This window comes from Blautia sp. ZXY-1-B12, from assembly GCF_056339915.1.
The window spans coordinates 15,660-31,726 of record NZ_JBWJVP010000219.1 but is presented as its reverse complement, the minus strand read 5'-3'; the positions used below and the strand labels follow the sequence as shown (position 1 = coordinate 31,726).

Here is a 16,067-nt window from a genome sequence, read left to right as displayed (position 1 = left end):
CCGCAAGAGAATATCCCCCGATATAATATGTCCTGCTTTTGTCTGTGCATAATGTCAGAATCTGCTCCAGTGTCCTGACAGCACCATCACCAAAGTCTTCATTTCCGAACACTGCCGGTGCTTTCCATGGAGACAACTCATAATTCCAGTCATCAACTTTTGCAGCAATGAGTCTGAAATCTGTTGAAGTCCTTTTTCGGATTTCTTCAACCTCATTCTTAAGAACAGATAATTCATGATCACCAGTCAACTGAATCAAAACAGTATCCGCATCTGGATTTCCATACTCATATATAGTCATATCTATCTGCTTACCTCGTAAAAATTTTTTACTTTCTCAAGTTCCTTGACTTAAATTTTATTTTCAGCAAATTCAGTCAAACAAAAAATCTCTTTATATTGACTCTATTCTTCACTTTCTTTATTCCAAGTCATTCATAATTTCATTTTAAGATGACCGTAATTCTGCTTTTCTTGTTTTAAGTCATTCATATTCTCTTCTATACATGACTGTAATTGTACTTTTTTCGTTTCAGGTCATTTTCATCGGTTTCTTAAGATGACCGTAATTATACTTTTTTCGTTTCAGGTCATTTATATTCCTATTTTCAGATGAACATAATAGATGAATTGAAATTTATAGTCATTATTTTTTCTTGTCTTATCACAAAACCAGTGCAATTATGTCTTTTTTTCAGCAGGAGAATATACCGTTCTTTTTTACTTTGTCATAAAATCAAACACGCTCTAACATAATCCGCAGAATTTCTTTGTCTGTTTCTTTCATTCCTTCTTTGCCGATCTGTCCTACACAGCTGATGGTTTCGCCGGCTTCTTCCTTGAGGATTCCGGTATATGGCGCATAGGACTGACCGTTCATAGCAAGGTGATGTGCCAGGAATGCAGCATCAAGGCTGGCGGCGATTTTCGCTGCACAGGATATTTTCGCTCCATCACAGATGATTCCCGGAATATTGGCAAGAGTATTCTCTATGGTCTTCTTGATCACTGAAAGTTCGCCACCTCCCATGTAGGTAATCCCCGCACCGGCTGCACAGGATGCGGATACCGCACCGCAAAATGCGGAAAGTTTACCGATATACTGTTTCTGGTATACAGTTAAGAGATTAGAAAATACCAGTGCGCGGTAAAGTACATAGTCCGGAAGTTCCATTTCTCTGGCATACACGATCAGTGGTACGGAACAGGCAATCCCCTGGTTTCCACTGCCTGAGTTGATGACTACCGGCATATCGCATCCGCCCATTCTGGCTTCGGAAGCTGCGGCTGTGAGGCTGCGCATTTTGGTAAGCATATCATTGGAATAGGTTTCGCGTATTATCCGGCCGATTCCAAGACCGTATTTACCAGTCATTCCTTCATGAGCGATTGCCATATTGCTGCGGATCTGATTTTCTATAATTTCTTTGACATCATCAATTTCTACAGTATCTGCAAATGTTTTAATGTCTTCCAGATTGAGCAGAGTTCTGTCTGCTGCAGCCGGAGTTTCACCGGATTTATGATCTGAATCCAGCAGGACTTCCTGGTTCTTTACGATCTTTGTTACATTTATATCATCGTATTTGATCTGCCCAGACTTACTGTGTCATCCCCTGCCTGCATTTCTATGATAAAGTGCAGGACTGCCGGGGAGTCCAGAAGTTCTACTTTGCATATCTTTTTATCCAAAAGTTCACGACATCTCTTTCTTTCAAATTCATTTACATTCGAAAGAACTTCCATGTTCAGGGATGCGTTTCCGGCTACTGCACCGAGAACTACACCTGCTTCAATTCCAGTCAATCCGCCGGAGTTTGGAATGATAACACAACGGACATTTTTTATAATGTTTCCACTGCATTTTGCAGTGATATGTTCCGGTTCTTTTCCCAAAACTTCTCGTGCTCTGGCTGCTCCATATGCCAGCGCGATCGGTTCTGTACACCCCATTGCAGGAACCATTTCTTCCTTCAGGATTCCTATATAACTCTCATATATCCTTTCATCTAACATTGTGCTGATGTCTCCTGTTCATTTTAATTAATACATATGATGTTATCCACGAATTGCTCCGCTGCAAAGCAGCTCCCGCAATCTTCTGCATATTTAAGTATGACATAATACTATCAGAATGTCCAGAAAGAATCAGCTAAGATCTGCTTCGTAATCCTTTAATTCTCCGGATGCCGTTATTGATAAACAATAAACCTGACGTATACTATGAATGCTATTCTGTAAGATTTCCGCTGAAAAACTGTCTGATAATATAATCTGAAACACTTTCTCAAATCTGTGGTTTGCTTCCTGTAAAATATTGTCAGCAACTGTTTCTGTTCGCACATTACTATTGAACCGCAACCGGGAAAGTTCTATAATGAGTTCCGACATCAGAAATCGGGTAAATACAATATTTCCGATGACGGACATTTTTAAGAATACGAGGTGGATAAGTTTATGAATATCAGCATACTGCTCATGGAACAGATCATTCAATTATTTCTTATGATCTTCATGGGATATTTGATCGTGAAAGTTAGGCTTGTAAAAGATGAAGACAGCAAGATTTTATCCAAAATCATTCTCTATCTGATCATTCCCTGTGTAATCATCAATGCTTTTCAGGTAGATTACACGATGGATACTGTAAAGGGATTGCTGCTTGCTCTGGCTGCATCTGTCATGACCCAGGTTCTTCTCCTGATCATTATCTCCATATCCGGAAAGCTTTTGCATCTGAATGAAGTGGAAATTGCTTCTGTTTATTATTCTAATTCAGGAAATTTGATCGTACCCATTGTGACCTTTATTCTTGGACAGGACTGGGTTTTATATGGATGTGTTTTTATGAGTGTGCAACTTATCTTTCTGTGGACACACTGCAAAAAGATTATCAGCCGGGAATCTTCCTACGACTGGAAAAAGATTGTGTTAAATATTAACATGATTTCTATTTTTATCGGTGTTGTACTTTTTTTCGCAAAAATCCATTTGCCGGAGATCATCAATAATACTCTTGGCTCAGTGGGCAGCATGATAGGACCGGCCAGTATGATCGTAACCGGTATGCTGTTTGCAGGAATGAATCTGAAACAGATTTTTGCTGACAAAAGAGTATATTTTGTATCATTTCTTCGTCTGATTGCAGTGCCTTTGCTTGCACTTGTAATGATTAAGATCAGCCATCTGGCTATGTTCTCTGCAGACGGAAATAAAATTATGCTTATTGTCTTTCTGGCGATCATCACACCGTCTGCTTCCACAATAACCCAGATGTGCCAGGTATACGGAAATGATTCACGCTATGCCAGTGCCATCAATGTCATGACTACACTGTTCTCAATTATTACAATGCCGCTGATGGTAATGTTATTTGAGGCAGTTATATAAAACAATTACCTGTACATGAAAAAAGAAAGGAAATTACAATGAATATTACTGTTTATCTTGGAGCTTTGGAGGGGAATGATCCGGCACTTGGAAATGCTGTCCGGGAACTTGGTACATGGATTGGAGAAAGCGGAAATTCTCTGGTATATGGAGGTTCAAAGTCCGGTCTTATGGGACAGATAGCAGAAAGTGTGCTGAATGCCGGAGGAAAAGTAACAGGCGTGGAACCACAGTTTTTTATAGATTCTGAACTGCAGTATGATGAGATCACAAAACTGATCGTCACAAAAGATATGGCTGAAAGAAAAGCAAAAATGATTGAACTTGGTGATGCATTTATTGCATTTCCAGGAGGCACCGGTACTCTGGAGGAAATCACAGAAGTTATGTCCATGGTTTCCCTCAAACACCTGGATGCCCCCTGTATTCTGTATAATCTGAATGGATATTATGACAGCCTGAAGCAGCTTCTTGACCATATGATCAAGATGGGGCTGTCCTCAGAAAATCGTCAGCAGGGAATTTATTTTGCTGATGATCTGGAAGATATTAAAGCACTTTTGGCTACAGTAACTAAGTAAAATTCAGATCGTAAACAATTGTCAAACACCCCTGGGGGATATTTACCTATTCATATATTGCATAGTTCATACTACTTTTTTCATGGTTTGAAATCCCCCTGGGAGGCTTGTTCTTTCCCATAATTTTGTTAAAATATAATCAATGCAGAGATCATTAAATATCAGTCAGCGAGATACTTAATGATTCATGTATCCGCACAAAGATTTGTGTCAGACAACAAATAAAGGTGCACAGACCTCCGCGCAATGCGCATCTAAAAACTCATTAGAAAAAGTACTTCTATCCGCAGGAAGTACTTTTTTAATACTGTAAAACTATTTCGTTCCTCGTGTATCTGTTAGAGTATGTTTGAAAATACTCGAAATATAATGAAGGGACAGGAGATCATAAACGACTCCTGTCCCTGTCTGTGAATATGTGTAACAGCACCGATTATTTTCGGATAGATTCAACCAGATTTCTGGCTTCTGCTGTCAGCTCTTTAATTTTGTCAAATGCGCCTGCTTTTACAAGCTCTCCTTTTACCATCCAGCTTCCGCCGCAGCATACGATCTTGTCAAAAGAAAGATAATCCTCCAGATTCTTTGCATTAATTCCACCTGTAGGCATAAATTTAATTCCTGTGTAAGGTGCTGCCATAGCTTTAATCATGGCAACTCCTCCTGCCTGTTCTGCCGGGAAGAATTTTACAGTTTTCAGGCCACGTTTCACTGCCTGTGCTACTTCAGAAGGAGAAATGCATCCCGGTAAAACAGGAATCTCTTTTTTTAGGCAATAATCTACAATCTCCGGATCAAAACCAGGGCTTACAATAAACTTTGCACCTGCTTTCACAGCTGCATCCACCTGTTCTGTGGTAAGTACAGTTCCGGCTCCAACCAGCATTTCCGGAAATTTTTCAGTCATCAGACGGATAGACTCTTCTGCTGCCGCTGTACGGAAAGTTACTTCTGCACATGGAAGTCCTCCTTCTACAAGCGCCTGGGCAAGCGGCACTGCATCCTTTACATCTTCCAGAACTACTACAGGGACAACTCCCACTTCATGAAATCTTTCTGCTAAATCTTTCATTCGAATTTTCTCACCTTTCATAATGTTTTATCTCTTAATATCAAAATTCATTTCCATTACATGTCTGATCAGGGAAACGTCATCTGTAATATTTCCGTCTCCATGGATTGTATGCTTTACTGCGCTTGCAGCAACACCGAAGTTTACTGTATCCTCAGGTGTGTAATCATTCATCAACGCGTAGATGATTCCGCTTACAAATGCATCTCCGCCTCCCACTCTGTCCAGAATGTGGAAAGTCAGACGTCTGCTTTCATAGATTTTTCCATCTTTCCATAGATAAGCAGAAAGACTGTTTTCACTGCAGCTGTGTGCAAATCTCACATGTCTTGCAATGCATTTGATATTTGGATATCTTTCCACAAAAGCTTCAAATACTTTTTTCTGTTCATCACAGTTGGGCTGGAAAGGAACACCGTCCTTCACATCTCCGGCTGCATGATCCTCTTCATTTTTCCAGATATGATAAGGTTCAATTCCAAAAAGAACATCCACATATGGCAGACAAAGTGTGCAGAAATCTCTGGCTTCTTCCCAGCTCCATAAGGTGCTTCTGAAGTTTCCGTCAAAGCTTACTGTCATACCCATTTCCTTTGCAGTTTTCAGACAGGTCAGAATCAGTTCCCTGCAGCTTTTTCCAAGAGCAGGAGTGATACCGCTTAAATGAAGCCATGTATACCCTTCCAGCAGTTTTTTCACATCTGTCTTACTGAAATCATACTCAGAAAACGCACTGTGTTTTCTGTCATAAACTACCTTGCTCGGGCGGATCCCATATCCGGTTTCCAGATAATAGGTTCCCAGACGATGAGTAGGTGTCTCTTCTTCTGTGGAATAAACAATGCTGTCACAGTTTACATCATTGCTTCGCATCATACGCACGGCACTTTTACCCAGACTGTTATCCGGCACAACTGTAAAAAATGAGGCATCAATTCCAAGATTTGCAAGGGAAAGGGCCACATTGGCCTCACTTCCCCCATATCTTGCTTCAAAGGTTGTAGCTGTTCTGATTTTTTCATAATCCGGCGGTGTCAGACGCAGCATAATCTCGCCGATGGTAATAAATTTATGCTTCATAATCAATACTCCAGATAAGCTCCCTTCATAGGGCTTGCTGCATGCTGGCTGAAAAGACGCAGCACACCTTTTTTGTATTTTGCTTCTCTTGGTTTCCAGTTTTTACGTCTTTCTGCAAGAATCTCATCGATTTCTTCCATGGACTTGCGCTCTCCTGCGATTCCGATGATATTTAATTTTCTTTCCATAACATCGATTTCGATCAGGTCGCCTTCCTCTACCAGTGCAATCGGGCCTCCGTCAACAGCTTCCGGGCTGCAATGTCCGATAACCGGACCTGTAGATGCACCGGAAAAACGGCCGTCAGTGATCAGGGCAATGCTCTTTCCAAGTTCTTTATCACTGCTGATTGCTTCGGAAGTATAGAACATTTCCGGCATTCCGCTTCCTTTCGGTCCCTCGTAACGGATAAATACAGCATCACCTTTCTGAACCTTATGTTTCAGTACTGCATCCAGGCATTCTTCCTCGCTGTCAAAAGGTCTTGCGCGAAGAACGGATTTAAACATTTCTTTCGGGCATGCAGTGTGTTTGATTACTGCGCCTTCCGGTGCCAGGTTTCCACGAAGGATCGCAATACTTCCATCTGTTCCGATTGCTTTATCATATGGACGGATAATATCTTCTTTTGTAAGATTTACATTATATCGTTTGTTAAATTCCTGAAGCCACTTCTCACATTTCTCATAGAATCCGTTGTTCTTCAGTTCTTCAAGGTTTTCACCCAGAGTCTTGCCTGTAACTGTCATAACGTCCAGATGGAGATGCTCTTTGATCTCTTCCATGATTGCCGGTACACCACCTGCATAATAGAAGCATTCTGCAGGCCAGCGTCCTGCAGGACGAACATCCAGAAGATATCTTGCATTTCTGTGAAGTCTGTCAAAGGTGTCTCCTGTGATCTCAATGCCAAATTCATGAGCAATTGCAGGAAGATGAAGCAGACAGTTTGTACTTCCGGAGATTGCTGCATGTACAAGGATTGCATTCTCAAAGCTGTCCATTGTTACAATATCAGAAGGACGCATATTTTCCATCTGTGCGATTCTTACAGCCTGTCTTCCCGCTTCTCTTGCAAAAGCCAGAAGATCCGGACTTGTGGATGGCATCAGTGCTGTACCCGGAAGTGCAAGTCCCAGTGCTTCTGCCATGATCTGCATTGTAGATGCTGTTCCGATAAAGGAACATGCACCACAGCTTGGGCAGGCATTACATTTTGCCCAGTCAAGCTTCTCTTCGTCAATTTCGCCACGTTCAAATTTAGCGCTGTACATTCCAAGCTGTTCCAGCGTCAGCATTTCCGGTCCTGCATTCATAGTTCCGCCCGGTACAAATACAGACGGAATATTAACTCTTGCAAGTCCCATCAGATTTCCGGGTACACCCTTATCACAGCTGGAAAGATAAACTCCTGCATCAAATGGTGTTGCATTTGCATGAATTTCAATCATGTTTGCGATCATTTCACGACTGGCAAGACTATAGTTAATTCCATCTGTACCCTGGCTTTCTCCGTCACAGATATCTGTGCAGTGATAACGGGCACCAAATCCGCCTTCCTCAGCAATTCCCTTGCGAACCTCTTCCACAAGAATGTTCAGATGTCCACTTCCAGGATGGCTGTCTCCGTATGTACTCTCTACCATAACCTGTACTTTTCCCAGGTCTTCTTTCTTCCATCCTGTACCAATACGCAGCGGATCAAGCTCCGGTGCAAGCTTTCTCATTTCCTGACTTTTTAACTGCATGATTTTTTCCTCCTGTAATTTTGTACTGTTAGAATCAAAAGGTATTTTGACTCTGATATCATTTATTTTCGAATCAGATTCAGGCTTTCCAGCTTTTCTCTGGCGAATTCTGCTTCTTCTTCTCCTACACTTATTTCCACCTGCTCGAAAGTGGGCAGACTGAATACCCCAAGCATGGACTTGGCATCTACCACATATCTGCCACAGAGCAGATCTACGTCACCTCTGCAGCTTCTCTGCAATCTGTACCAGATGTTTCGCGTCATACATATCTCTTAAATAAACCGGTATCTTTACCATTCTCTCTGCCTCCTATGCAAAAATCGAAATAACCAGGCTTACAATAAGTGCTGTGACACCGATCAGTGTCTCCATAATTGTCCAAGATTTCAGTGTTGTTTTCTCGTCGATCTCAAGGAAGGTTCCTACCAGCCAGAATCCTGCATCATTTACATGGCTCAGAGCTGTAGCACCTCCACAGATAGCGCAGCACATTGCTGCTCTGTAGAGCATACTGGTATCCATAACTGCAGGCATGGTTGCCATAATTCCGGATGCCATTGTCATTGCCACAATGGAGCTTCCCACTGAAGCTCTGACAAGAATAGCAATGAAAAATGCGATCAGGATCAGCGGAAGTCCGCTTTTCTCAAGAGCAGGTCCGATAATATTTCCAAGTCCGGAATCCTGCAGCATCCAACGGATCACACCGCCACTGGCAATAACCAGAAGAATCATACCTACAGGTCTGAGGGAGTGATCCAGGATTTTCTTTAACTGTGCACCAGAGAAGCCTCTGCGGATTCCCAGGAAATACATTGCAGCCAGAGTTGCAATTGTCAGTGCCAGGAATGGTTTTCCAAGGAATCCCAATACATCCTGTACGCCTGCCGGAAGGGGCATATATTTTGATAAGGTACTGAGAAGGATCAAAACAAGAGGTATGAGGATCACACCAAGTACCAGTCCAAAGGATGGCAGTTCTTTTCCGTCATCTTTGATCTCACCTACATTGGCAGGAAGCTCTGTAAAAATCTTATTTCCGATAAATCCGCCCCAGATAATACCGGAAACCAGCATACAGATCAATGCTGTAGGAATTCCGACCATGATCATGGTTCCCAGGTTTACGCCCAGTGCATTTGCCACCAGTACAGATCCGGCTGATGGCGGTACAAAAGCGTAACCACTGGCAAGACCTGACAGAAGGGGGATTGCATAGTACAGAGTTGATTTTTTTGTCTGCTTCGCAACACTGAATGCCAACGGGATCAGTACCACAACTCCTGCTTCAAAGAATACTGTAGTTCCGATTACCAGTCCTGTAAGTCCCAGTGCCCATCCTGCTTTTTTCTGACCAAATTTGCCAATCAGTGTTTCCGCAATTCTCTGTGCACCACCGCTTACTTCCAGGATTCCTCCAAACATGGAGCCAAGACCTACCAGAAGTGCAATGCCCTGAAGTGTTTTTCCAACACCCTTTTCTACCGTGTCGGAAATCATGGTAAGGGGCATTCCTGCACCTACTCCGATGATAATGGCTGAAATCATCATTGACAGAACCGGATGAAGTTTGAACTTGATAATCAGTACCAGTAATACGATGATTCCTACTGCTGCTGCAATCATTAATCTCATGGGATCTGCCGCAAAAGTTGTTTCTTCCATTTTTTCCTTTTACCTCCTTGATTCATCTGATGTTTTTCTACTTTCTTTCAAATACATCTGATCTATTTTCTGTTTTTCTTCTGAATTTACTCGTTTTTTCGTTTTTTGCCTTTCAATTCATCTGATGTATTTATCATATATTCTATTCTCCAAAAAAGCAATACTGTAATTTTGTCTAAATTTTCGCATTTATTTTTGTGCATATTAGCGCTTTGACATTCATTCTAAAACACCTTATCATAGAGATTAAGAAATTTCACTTTTAGAAATGGAGTAAATCATATGATGAATTCATTAGAAGAAAAAAGTCTTCCCCAGAAAATCTCGGAAGACATTATTTCACTTATATTAGAAGAGAACCTTCAGCCCGGAGACAAGCTTCCCAATGAAACAATTCTTTCCGAGCGTCTGAATGCAGGAAGAAGTTCTGTCCGGGAGGCCATGAAGCTGCTTGCTTCACGAAACATTGTTACCATACGTCAGGGTTCCGGCACTTATATCGCTTCTTCTCCGGGAATGGTAGAGGATCCTCTGGGATTTACCTTTATCGGAAATAAACAGAAGCTGATCCATGATCTTCTGGAGGTACGTTTCCTTCTGGAGCCTTCCATAGCAGCTATGGCAGCTACGAATGCAGAAGAAAAAGACATAAAAAAAATCACCGCTCTCTGCGATGAAGTAGAAGTGTTACTGAATAATCATGAGGATCACACACACAAGGATATTGAATTTCACGCTGCTATTGCCCTGAGCAGTAAGAATGTTGTGGTGCCAAGACTGATTCCGGTGATCAACAGCTCGATTCCTCTTTTTGTGGAAAGCACCGGAAATACTCTGCATAAGGAGACTATCGAAACTCATCGTGAGATTGCAGATGCTATCGCAGCCCACGACCCGCTCCGCGCACAGGATGCCATGTATCTTCATCTGGTCTACAACAGAAAAAGGATTCACCTTGCCATGAAATGATCCGGAATTATGATATAAAAAAGTACTTCCATCTCCGGGAAGTACCTTTTTTATAATCATTTTAAGAACACCATCACGAAAGTACCGCATCCACCAGTCTCCGCGTATATTCTTCTTTTGGTTCATTAATGATATCATCGGGAATTCCGCTTTCCACTACTTTTCCCTCATACAGTACCAGAACCCTGTCACAGAACATTTGAACAAGGGCCAGATTATGACAAATAAAAATAAAAGACAGCCCATTCTTCTCTTTCAAGTCTTCCAGAAGTTCCATGATCTGTTTCTGTATGGTTACATCCAGAGCACTGGTTGCCTCATCACAGATCAGAACTTTTGGTTTTACTGCCAGAGCTCTTGCTATCGCAGCCCGCTGACACTGTCCGCCACTTACCTCATGAGGATATCTTTTTGCATATTCCTTCTCAAGGCCGCACTGCTCAAGCAATTCTGCTACTCTTTTCTCCACATCAGCCTTTTTCATTCCACGGTTTCTAAGACTCTCACCAATTCCGTCACCCAGTGTCCTTCTGGGATCAAAAGAACCCACCGGATTCTGAAAAACCATCTGTATATCTCCATATACCTCTTTCAGCTGACTTTGTTTCAGTCTTGTAATATCTTTTCCTTCAAATTTCAATGTACCCTCTGTGATATCAGTCAGCCGGGTGAGCAGCTTTGCTATTGTACTTTTCCCACTGCCGGATTCTCCTACGATTCCCAGCGTTTCTCCTTTTTTTAGTGTAAAGCTTACATCATTTACTGCTTTAAAAGGATTTTTTCCTCTCTGGGTAAATATTTTTGTTAAATGTTCTGCCTCTAAAAGTATGCTCATACTCTGACCTTCCTTTGCAGCTTTGGTACAGCCTCCAGCAATTTCCTGGTATACGGATCCCGGGGATGATCCAGTACACGGTCTGCTGTGCCATATTCTACTGTTTTTCCATTTTTCAAAACCAACACAGTATCTGCCATTGCCCGGACTACCCCGATATCATGTGTCACGATCACAATTGCAGTTCCAAACAACTCTCTTAACTTAAGCATTTCCCTTACAACCTGACGCTGTACAGACACATCCAGAGCACTGGTCGGTTCATCCGCAAATAGGATGGGCGGATTCATAAGCATGGCAATTGCAATACCTGCTCTCTGATTCATTCCGCCTGACAGTTCAAATGGATAACTGTCCCACACACGCTGACTGTCCTTAAAGTTCAGTTTATCAAACAGATCCATTGCCCTGCTTTTGGCCTCACTTCTTGTTATCTTCGTATGTACACGCATACTTTCATAAATCTGTTCTCCAATGGTGCGGATCGGGCACAGGGAAGCACCTGCATCCTGAAAGATCATGCCAATTCCTGCACCTCTGATCTTTCTTTTTTCTTTCTCCGGTATATCCAGAATATTCTGATTCATATATCGGATATCTCCTCTTGTCACAAGACCATCCGGTCCCAGAAGTCCCATTGCGGCTTTGATCAGGGTGCTTTTCCCACTGCCGGATTCTCCCACAAGGCCAAGTATCTCTCCATGTTCAAGAGAGAAGCTCACATCATGAACCACCGCTTTCCCGCCAAATGATATCTCTACGGAATCGTAGGTCAGTATTTTTCTATCCATTTCTGTAAACCATCCTTGTTAATACTTACCAAATCAGGGGCAAAATATCTTTTGCCCCTGAAATATCATCGTTCACATATTCTTCATTTATTGTTACAGTTTAGTTGATATCCAAATCCGCTGTCAGTTCATAATAATCACATGGATGTGCAGTCAGTCCTGTTACATTAGACTGCATGATCATACTCATTCTCAGGTAAGAGCAGAATACATAGGCATTGTCATCCAGGATTGTCTGCTGCATCTGAATCGCCAGATCTGAACGCTTATCTGCGTCGAATTCTTGCTTCATCTGTTTTTCCAGATCTTCCAGTTTATCACTGTGATAATGTCCGTTATTGCTTGCAGATTCATCCAGTGTGCAGGAAGTGAAGAAATACTCCGGATCTCCTGTAGGTGCAGTTACCATGGCACTTGCATATACATCCCATAATGCAGGGTCTTTACGGATAGTATTATTATCAGAGGTACAATTTATCTGAACATCCATACCGATTTCTTTTAAGGTTGCCTGTGCAGACTCTGCAAGAAGCGGAAGCTCCTGACGGCTGGGATAAGTAAGCCAGCGGATCTCCAGTTTCTGTCCGTCTTTTTCACGGATACCGTCACCATCAGAATCCACCCATCCTGCTTCCTCCAGAACCTTCTTTGCCCCATCAGGATCATAGCTCTCTGTTGTCAGATTCTGCCCTCCAAAAGAGAAGGTATCCGGGAAAACACCGACTGCAGGATATCCATATCCATTCAGAAGCACAGACACAAAGCTGTCCTTATCAATACCCATGGCAATTGCTTTACGCACTGCCGGGTCAGATGTTACAGGACTTTCAAAGTTCATCCACGCATAGAATGCACGGCTTGTAGCTGTACTGGTAAATGTAAAGTCATCATTTTCAAATAAAGGATAGCTTGCATATGCCATACCATAGGCAGCATTAATCTCCCCTGCCTGAAGAGCCATTGCCAGTGTATCACCGTCAGAGATTGTACGGACAGTGATCTCATCCACATTCACATCTCCGTTCCAGTAGTTTTCATTCTTTACAAGATTAACATGATCATCTGTCACCAGTTCAGTTGCCACATAAGGACCTGTACCGATCACTATACCATCATCACTGATACCTGCCTGCATATCAATAATACATCCATAAGGATCACTGAGATAATTGATCAGTGCAGGCTTCGGTTCTGTAGTCTTTATGGTAACAGTATTTCCATCTGCCTCGATAGTATCAATGCAAAGATCTCCTGCTGCACGCTCATGATTGGCAACCAAAGCCTCCAGGCTTTCCTTTACTGCTTCTCCGTCACAGGCACGTCCATTGGAAAACACAACTCCGTCGTTCAGTGTGATCTTCCAGGTCAGCTCGTCAATATTTTCATACTCTTTTGCGATCCATGGCTCTATTTCCATTGTATCAGAATAACGGAAAAGAGTTTCCCCTACTCCATAACGGATGCAAGCCCATCCTGCATAGGTATTCTGAGGATTAATATCTGCCTCCTCATTTTCCGCATTAAAGGTGGTATCGCCAAATACCAATGTCTTTTTTTCTGCTGCCAGTGTTGGCATAGCTGTCATTCCTACTGCCAGCCCCAGGGCAATTGCCATTGCCAGAAATTTCTTTGTTCTCATTTTCTTTCCTCCTCGTTTGTTTTCATATTACTTATCATGAACGGCTGTTCTTAGGATCCAGATAGTCACGAACTGTATCACCTAACAGATTGAAAATTGCCACAGATATAAAAATTGCAATTCCAGGTGATAATACTACCCATGGATATGTTTGGATCATACTTCGTCCGCTGCTCATCATACTTCCCCATTCAGCCATGGGAATCTGTGCTCCCAGTCCAAGAAATGACAGACCTGCAAGTTCCATCATCATGGTACCGATATCAAGCATGGCTGTTACCAGAACAGGGCCCAGCATATTTGGAAGAATATGTCTGAGCATAATCTGACCTGAGCTGTCACCTGCCAGTATGGCAGCATGAATATAGGGTTCCTCTTTTAATGCCAGAGTCTGCCCTCTGGCAATACGTGAATATTTCGGCCAGCTTACTACTGCCAGTGCTATAACAGCATTCTGAATGCCTCCCCCAAGAATAGCTGCAATCGCCATGGCAAATACAAGCCCAGGGAAAGCAAGACATATATCTGAGATTCTCATCATAACAGTATCTGCAGCTCCGCCAAAATATCCGCAGCATACACCCACAGCTGTTCCTAACACAAAAATCACAGCAACCAGGATAAAGGTCGAAAAAATACTGGCTCTTGCACCACTTATAACTCTGGACAGCATATCTCTCCCATATGTATCTGTTCCCATAGGATGCTGAAGACTGGGGGGCTGAAGTGCACTTGCCAGATCCTGTGCATAAGGGTCATATGGACAGAGATGCTCTGAAAAAACTGCAAGTATCACAAGCCCTATTGCCAGAATAAGAAAAAAGACCAGCTTTTGTTTTATATGGTTTTTCTTAATCTTCTGTACACGCACTGTCACATTTTTATTCTGCTTTTCACTCATTGTTTCACACCTCCCAGACGGATTCTCGGATCCAGGAACCGGTATGACAGATCTGTAAGCAGATTTACTACAACATAGATGATCGCCATCCACATAACATATGCCTGAATAATAGGATAATCACGCATGGAGATAGCATCTACTGCCATCTTTCCAACTCCATCCCACATAAAGATTGATTCTACGATTGCAGTTCCTCCCAGCAGATTTCCCACTGACAGCATCAGCAAGGTAATGATGGTTACCAGCGAAGCCTTCATAATACTTTTCCAAAGAGTGACAGAAAACTTTACTCCTCTTGCTTTCGCTCCTGCCACATAATCTTTACTCAGTTCATCCAGCACAGTTGCACGGACCTGGCGAAGATACTTGGCCGACATGGCAATTGCCAGAGTGATTGCCGGCATTGCCACACTCTTTAAACTTACATCTTTGGATATAACCGGAAAAATCCGCAACCTGATCGCAAGAAAATACATCAACAGCAATGATACAAAAAAATTAGGAAGACTGTTTCCTATAAAGCTGCATAAACGGATCAGATAATCCGTAATCGTATTCTGTTTCACTGCTGACAGAATCCCCAGAGGGATTGATATGATGATGGTCAGCAAAATAGATGTCACTGTAAGAAGCAGCGTTGCCGGAAGCTTTGATATGAACGTGTCAAAAACCGGAAGACTGGATACATAGCTGTTTCCCATATCTCCATGAAGCAGTTTCCCAAGCCACACAAAATACTGGGTCAGAAATGGTTTGTCCAGTCCCAGCTGTTCTCTGGCTGCATTTAACTTATCTTCTGACAGGATCTGTCCTGTATTTTCCATTTTTTGTGTTACTACATCACTTCCCGCAATCCGCATCATGCCATAGGAGAGAAAAGTAATCGCAAACAAAATGGGAATCAGCTGGAGCAGTCGTCTGAATGCATATTTTTTCATTTGAGTATCTCCATTTTATAATTTTTCAAAATTGTACTCCTAATTAGCCTCCACTCAGTTTAACAAAAGCAAAAACAGCCCACAACCCACCCGGGGGGTTATGAGCTATTCTTAATTTGAATATCTATCGTCATTTTTGGAATAGGTTTTTTTAATATCAGCAATAATTTAAAACAACCATCCCATTTTGTTCTAAACTATGTTATACTACAAGAGCTGTCGAACCTCCAGCAGGAAGGAGGTGAGTTTCATGGAAGCAATTTTTACTTCATTTCTTGTCTCTGTCATAGCAGGCGTAGTTAGCTACTACATATGCAAATGGCTGGACAGCGGACATTAGACAGCAACAGTCTAAACGGAACAGCTCCCCGTAACGAGCAAGAAAGCCCTCAGAGCGGCAACTCTGAGGGCTTTCGTTTCGCTTCATGGAAATTTCACTTCATTTCTTAGCT

At 42.3% G+C, this 16,067-nt stretch carries 15 protein-coding genes and 1 pseudogene; 3 read left to right on the top strand and 13 right to left on the bottom strand.

The features are described 5' to 3' along the window. The 3 genes and pseudogenes from AC075L_RS14545 to AC075L_RS14535 form a co-directional block, all read right to left on the bottom strand. Nucleotides 1-301: pseudogene (locus AC075L_RS14545) on the bottom strand (esterase); the annotation flags it as partial. A 435-nt stretch (nucleotides 302-736) separates the two neighbouring features. Next, nucleotides 737-1,420, bottom strand: a complete 684-nt coding sequence (locus AC075L_RS14540; RefSeq protein ID WP_476387837.1) for an L-serine ammonia-lyase, iron-sulfur-dependent, subunit alpha — start codon at nucleotides 1,418-1,420, stop codon at nucleotides 737-739. A 152-nt stretch (nucleotides 1,421-1,572) separates the two neighbouring features. Then, nucleotides 1,573-2,016 carry a hypothetical protein gene (locus AC075L_RS14535; RefSeq protein ID WP_476387836.1) on the bottom strand — a complete coding sequence of 148 codons (444 nt, stop codon included), beginning with the start codon at nucleotides 2,014-2,016 and terminating at the stop codon, nucleotides 1,573-1,575. Between the two features lie 441 nt (nucleotides 2,017-2,457). Here AC075L_RS14535 and AC075L_RS14530 point away from each other — a divergent pair, with 441 nt between their 5' ends. Next, nucleotides 2,458-3,390, top strand: coding sequence for an AEC family transporter (locus AC075L_RS14530; protein WP_118613859.1), 933 nt, complete (start codon nucleotides 2,458-2,460; stop codon nucleotides 3,388-3,390). A 38-nt stretch (nucleotides 3,391-3,428) separates the two neighbouring features. Beyond that, complete coding sequence (locus AC075L_RS14525) at nucleotides 3,429-3,971, top strand: LOG family protein (RefSeq protein WP_055199581.1); 543 nt, start codon at nucleotides 3,429-3,431, stop codon at nucleotides 3,969-3,971. A gap of 433 nt (nucleotides 3,972-4,404) precedes the next feature. Here the strand turns inward: AC075L_RS14525 and AC075L_RS14520 are convergent, their stop codons facing one another. The 5 genes from AC075L_RS14520 to AC075L_RS14500 form a co-directional block, all read right to left on the bottom strand. Continuing rightward, entirely contained in the window at nucleotides 4,405-5,043 is a 639-nt protein-coding gene (locus tag AC075L_RS14520; RefSeq protein ID WP_118613893.1) for a bifunctional 4-hydroxy-2-oxoglutarate aldolase/2-dehydro-3-deoxy-phosphogluconate aldolase, read from the bottom strand. Nucleotides 5,044-5,070: 27 nt separating this feature from the next. Beyond that, nucleotides 5,071-6,123: a sugar kinase gene (locus tag AC075L_RS14515; RefSeq protein WP_118613861.1), complete on the bottom strand. Its 1,053-nt coding sequence runs from the start codon at nucleotides 6,121-6,123 to the stop codon at nucleotides 5,071-5,073. A gap of 2 nt (nucleotides 6,124-6,125) precedes the next feature. Beyond that, nucleotides 6,126-7,871 carry a dihydroxy-acid dehydratase gene (ilvD, locus tag AC075L_RS14510; RefSeq protein ID WP_055052626.1) on the bottom strand — a complete coding sequence of 582 codons (1,746 nt, stop codon included), beginning with the start codon at nucleotides 7,869-7,871 and terminating at the stop codon, nucleotides 6,126-6,128. A 62-nt stretch (nucleotides 7,872-7,933) separates the two neighbouring features. Beyond that, nucleotides 7,934-8,137 carry an HPr family phosphocarrier protein gene (locus tag AC075L_RS14505; RefSeq protein ID WP_476387835.1) on the bottom strand — a complete coding sequence of 68 codons (204 nt, stop codon included), beginning with the start codon at nucleotides 8,135-8,137 and terminating at the stop codon, nucleotides 7,934-7,936. 46 nt (nucleotides 8,138-8,183) lie between these two features. Next, nucleotides 8,184-9,539 carry a GntP family permease gene (locus tag AC075L_RS14500; protein WP_118613863.1) on the bottom strand — a complete coding sequence of 452 codons (1,356 nt, stop codon included), beginning with the start codon at nucleotides 9,537-9,539 and terminating at the stop codon, nucleotides 8,184-8,186. 282 nt (nucleotides 9,540-9,821) lie between these two features. Between AC075L_RS14500 and AC075L_RS14495 the strand changes: the two genes are divergently transcribed. Further along, nucleotides 9,822-10,508 carry a FadR/GntR family transcriptional regulator gene (locus tag AC075L_RS14495; RefSeq protein ID WP_055052629.1) on the top strand — a complete coding sequence of 229 codons (687 nt, stop codon included), beginning with the start codon at nucleotides 9,822-9,824 and terminating at the stop codon, nucleotides 10,506-10,508. A 73-nt stretch (nucleotides 10,509-10,581) separates the two neighbouring features. On the opposite strand, the gene AC075L_RS14490 is transcribed toward AC075L_RS14495, so the two are convergent. The 5 genes from AC075L_RS14490 to nikB all read right to left on the bottom strand — a co-directional run bounded on the left by AC075L_RS14490 (nucleotide 10,582) and on the right by nikB (nucleotide 15,615). Continuing rightward, nucleotides 10,582-11,343 (bottom strand): ABC transporter ATP-binding protein, encoded by a 762-nt coding sequence (locus AC075L_RS14490; RefSeq protein WP_118613865.1) that lies wholly within the window; start codon nucleotides 11,341-11,343, stop codon nucleotides 10,582-10,584. Then, nucleotides 11,340-12,134, bottom strand: coding sequence for an ABC transporter ATP-binding protein (locus tag AC075L_RS14485; RefSeq protein ID WP_025577529.1), 795 nt, complete (start codon nucleotides 12,132-12,134; stop codon nucleotides 11,340-11,342). The genes AC075L_RS14490 and AC075L_RS14485 overlap by 4 nt, the downstream gene beginning before the upstream one ends. A 100-nt stretch (nucleotides 12,135-12,234) precedes the next feature. Continuing rightward, a complete protein-coding gene (locus AC075L_RS14480) occupies nucleotides 12,235-13,773 on the bottom strand; it encodes an ABC transporter substrate-binding protein (protein ID WP_008706766.1) in 1,539 nt (512 codons plus the stop codon). A 34-nt stretch (nucleotides 13,774-13,807) separates the two neighbouring features. After that, the gene (gene nikC / locus AC075L_RS14475) at nucleotides 13,808-14,674 is read right to left on the bottom strand and encodes a nickel transporter permease (protein WP_025577531.1); all 867 of its coding nucleotides are present in this window, start codon (nucleotides 14,672-14,674) and stop codon (nucleotides 13,808-13,810) included. Further along, the gene (gene nikB, locus AC075L_RS14470; protein ID WP_026649033.1) at nucleotides 14,671-15,615 is read right to left on the bottom strand and encodes a nickel ABC transporter permease; all 945 of its coding nucleotides are present in this window, start codon (nucleotides 15,613-15,615) and stop codon (nucleotides 14,671-14,673) included. Before nikB ends, nikC begins: the two co-directional genes overlap by 4 nt. Between the last annotated feature and the right edge of the window lie 452 nt (nucleotides 15,616-16,067).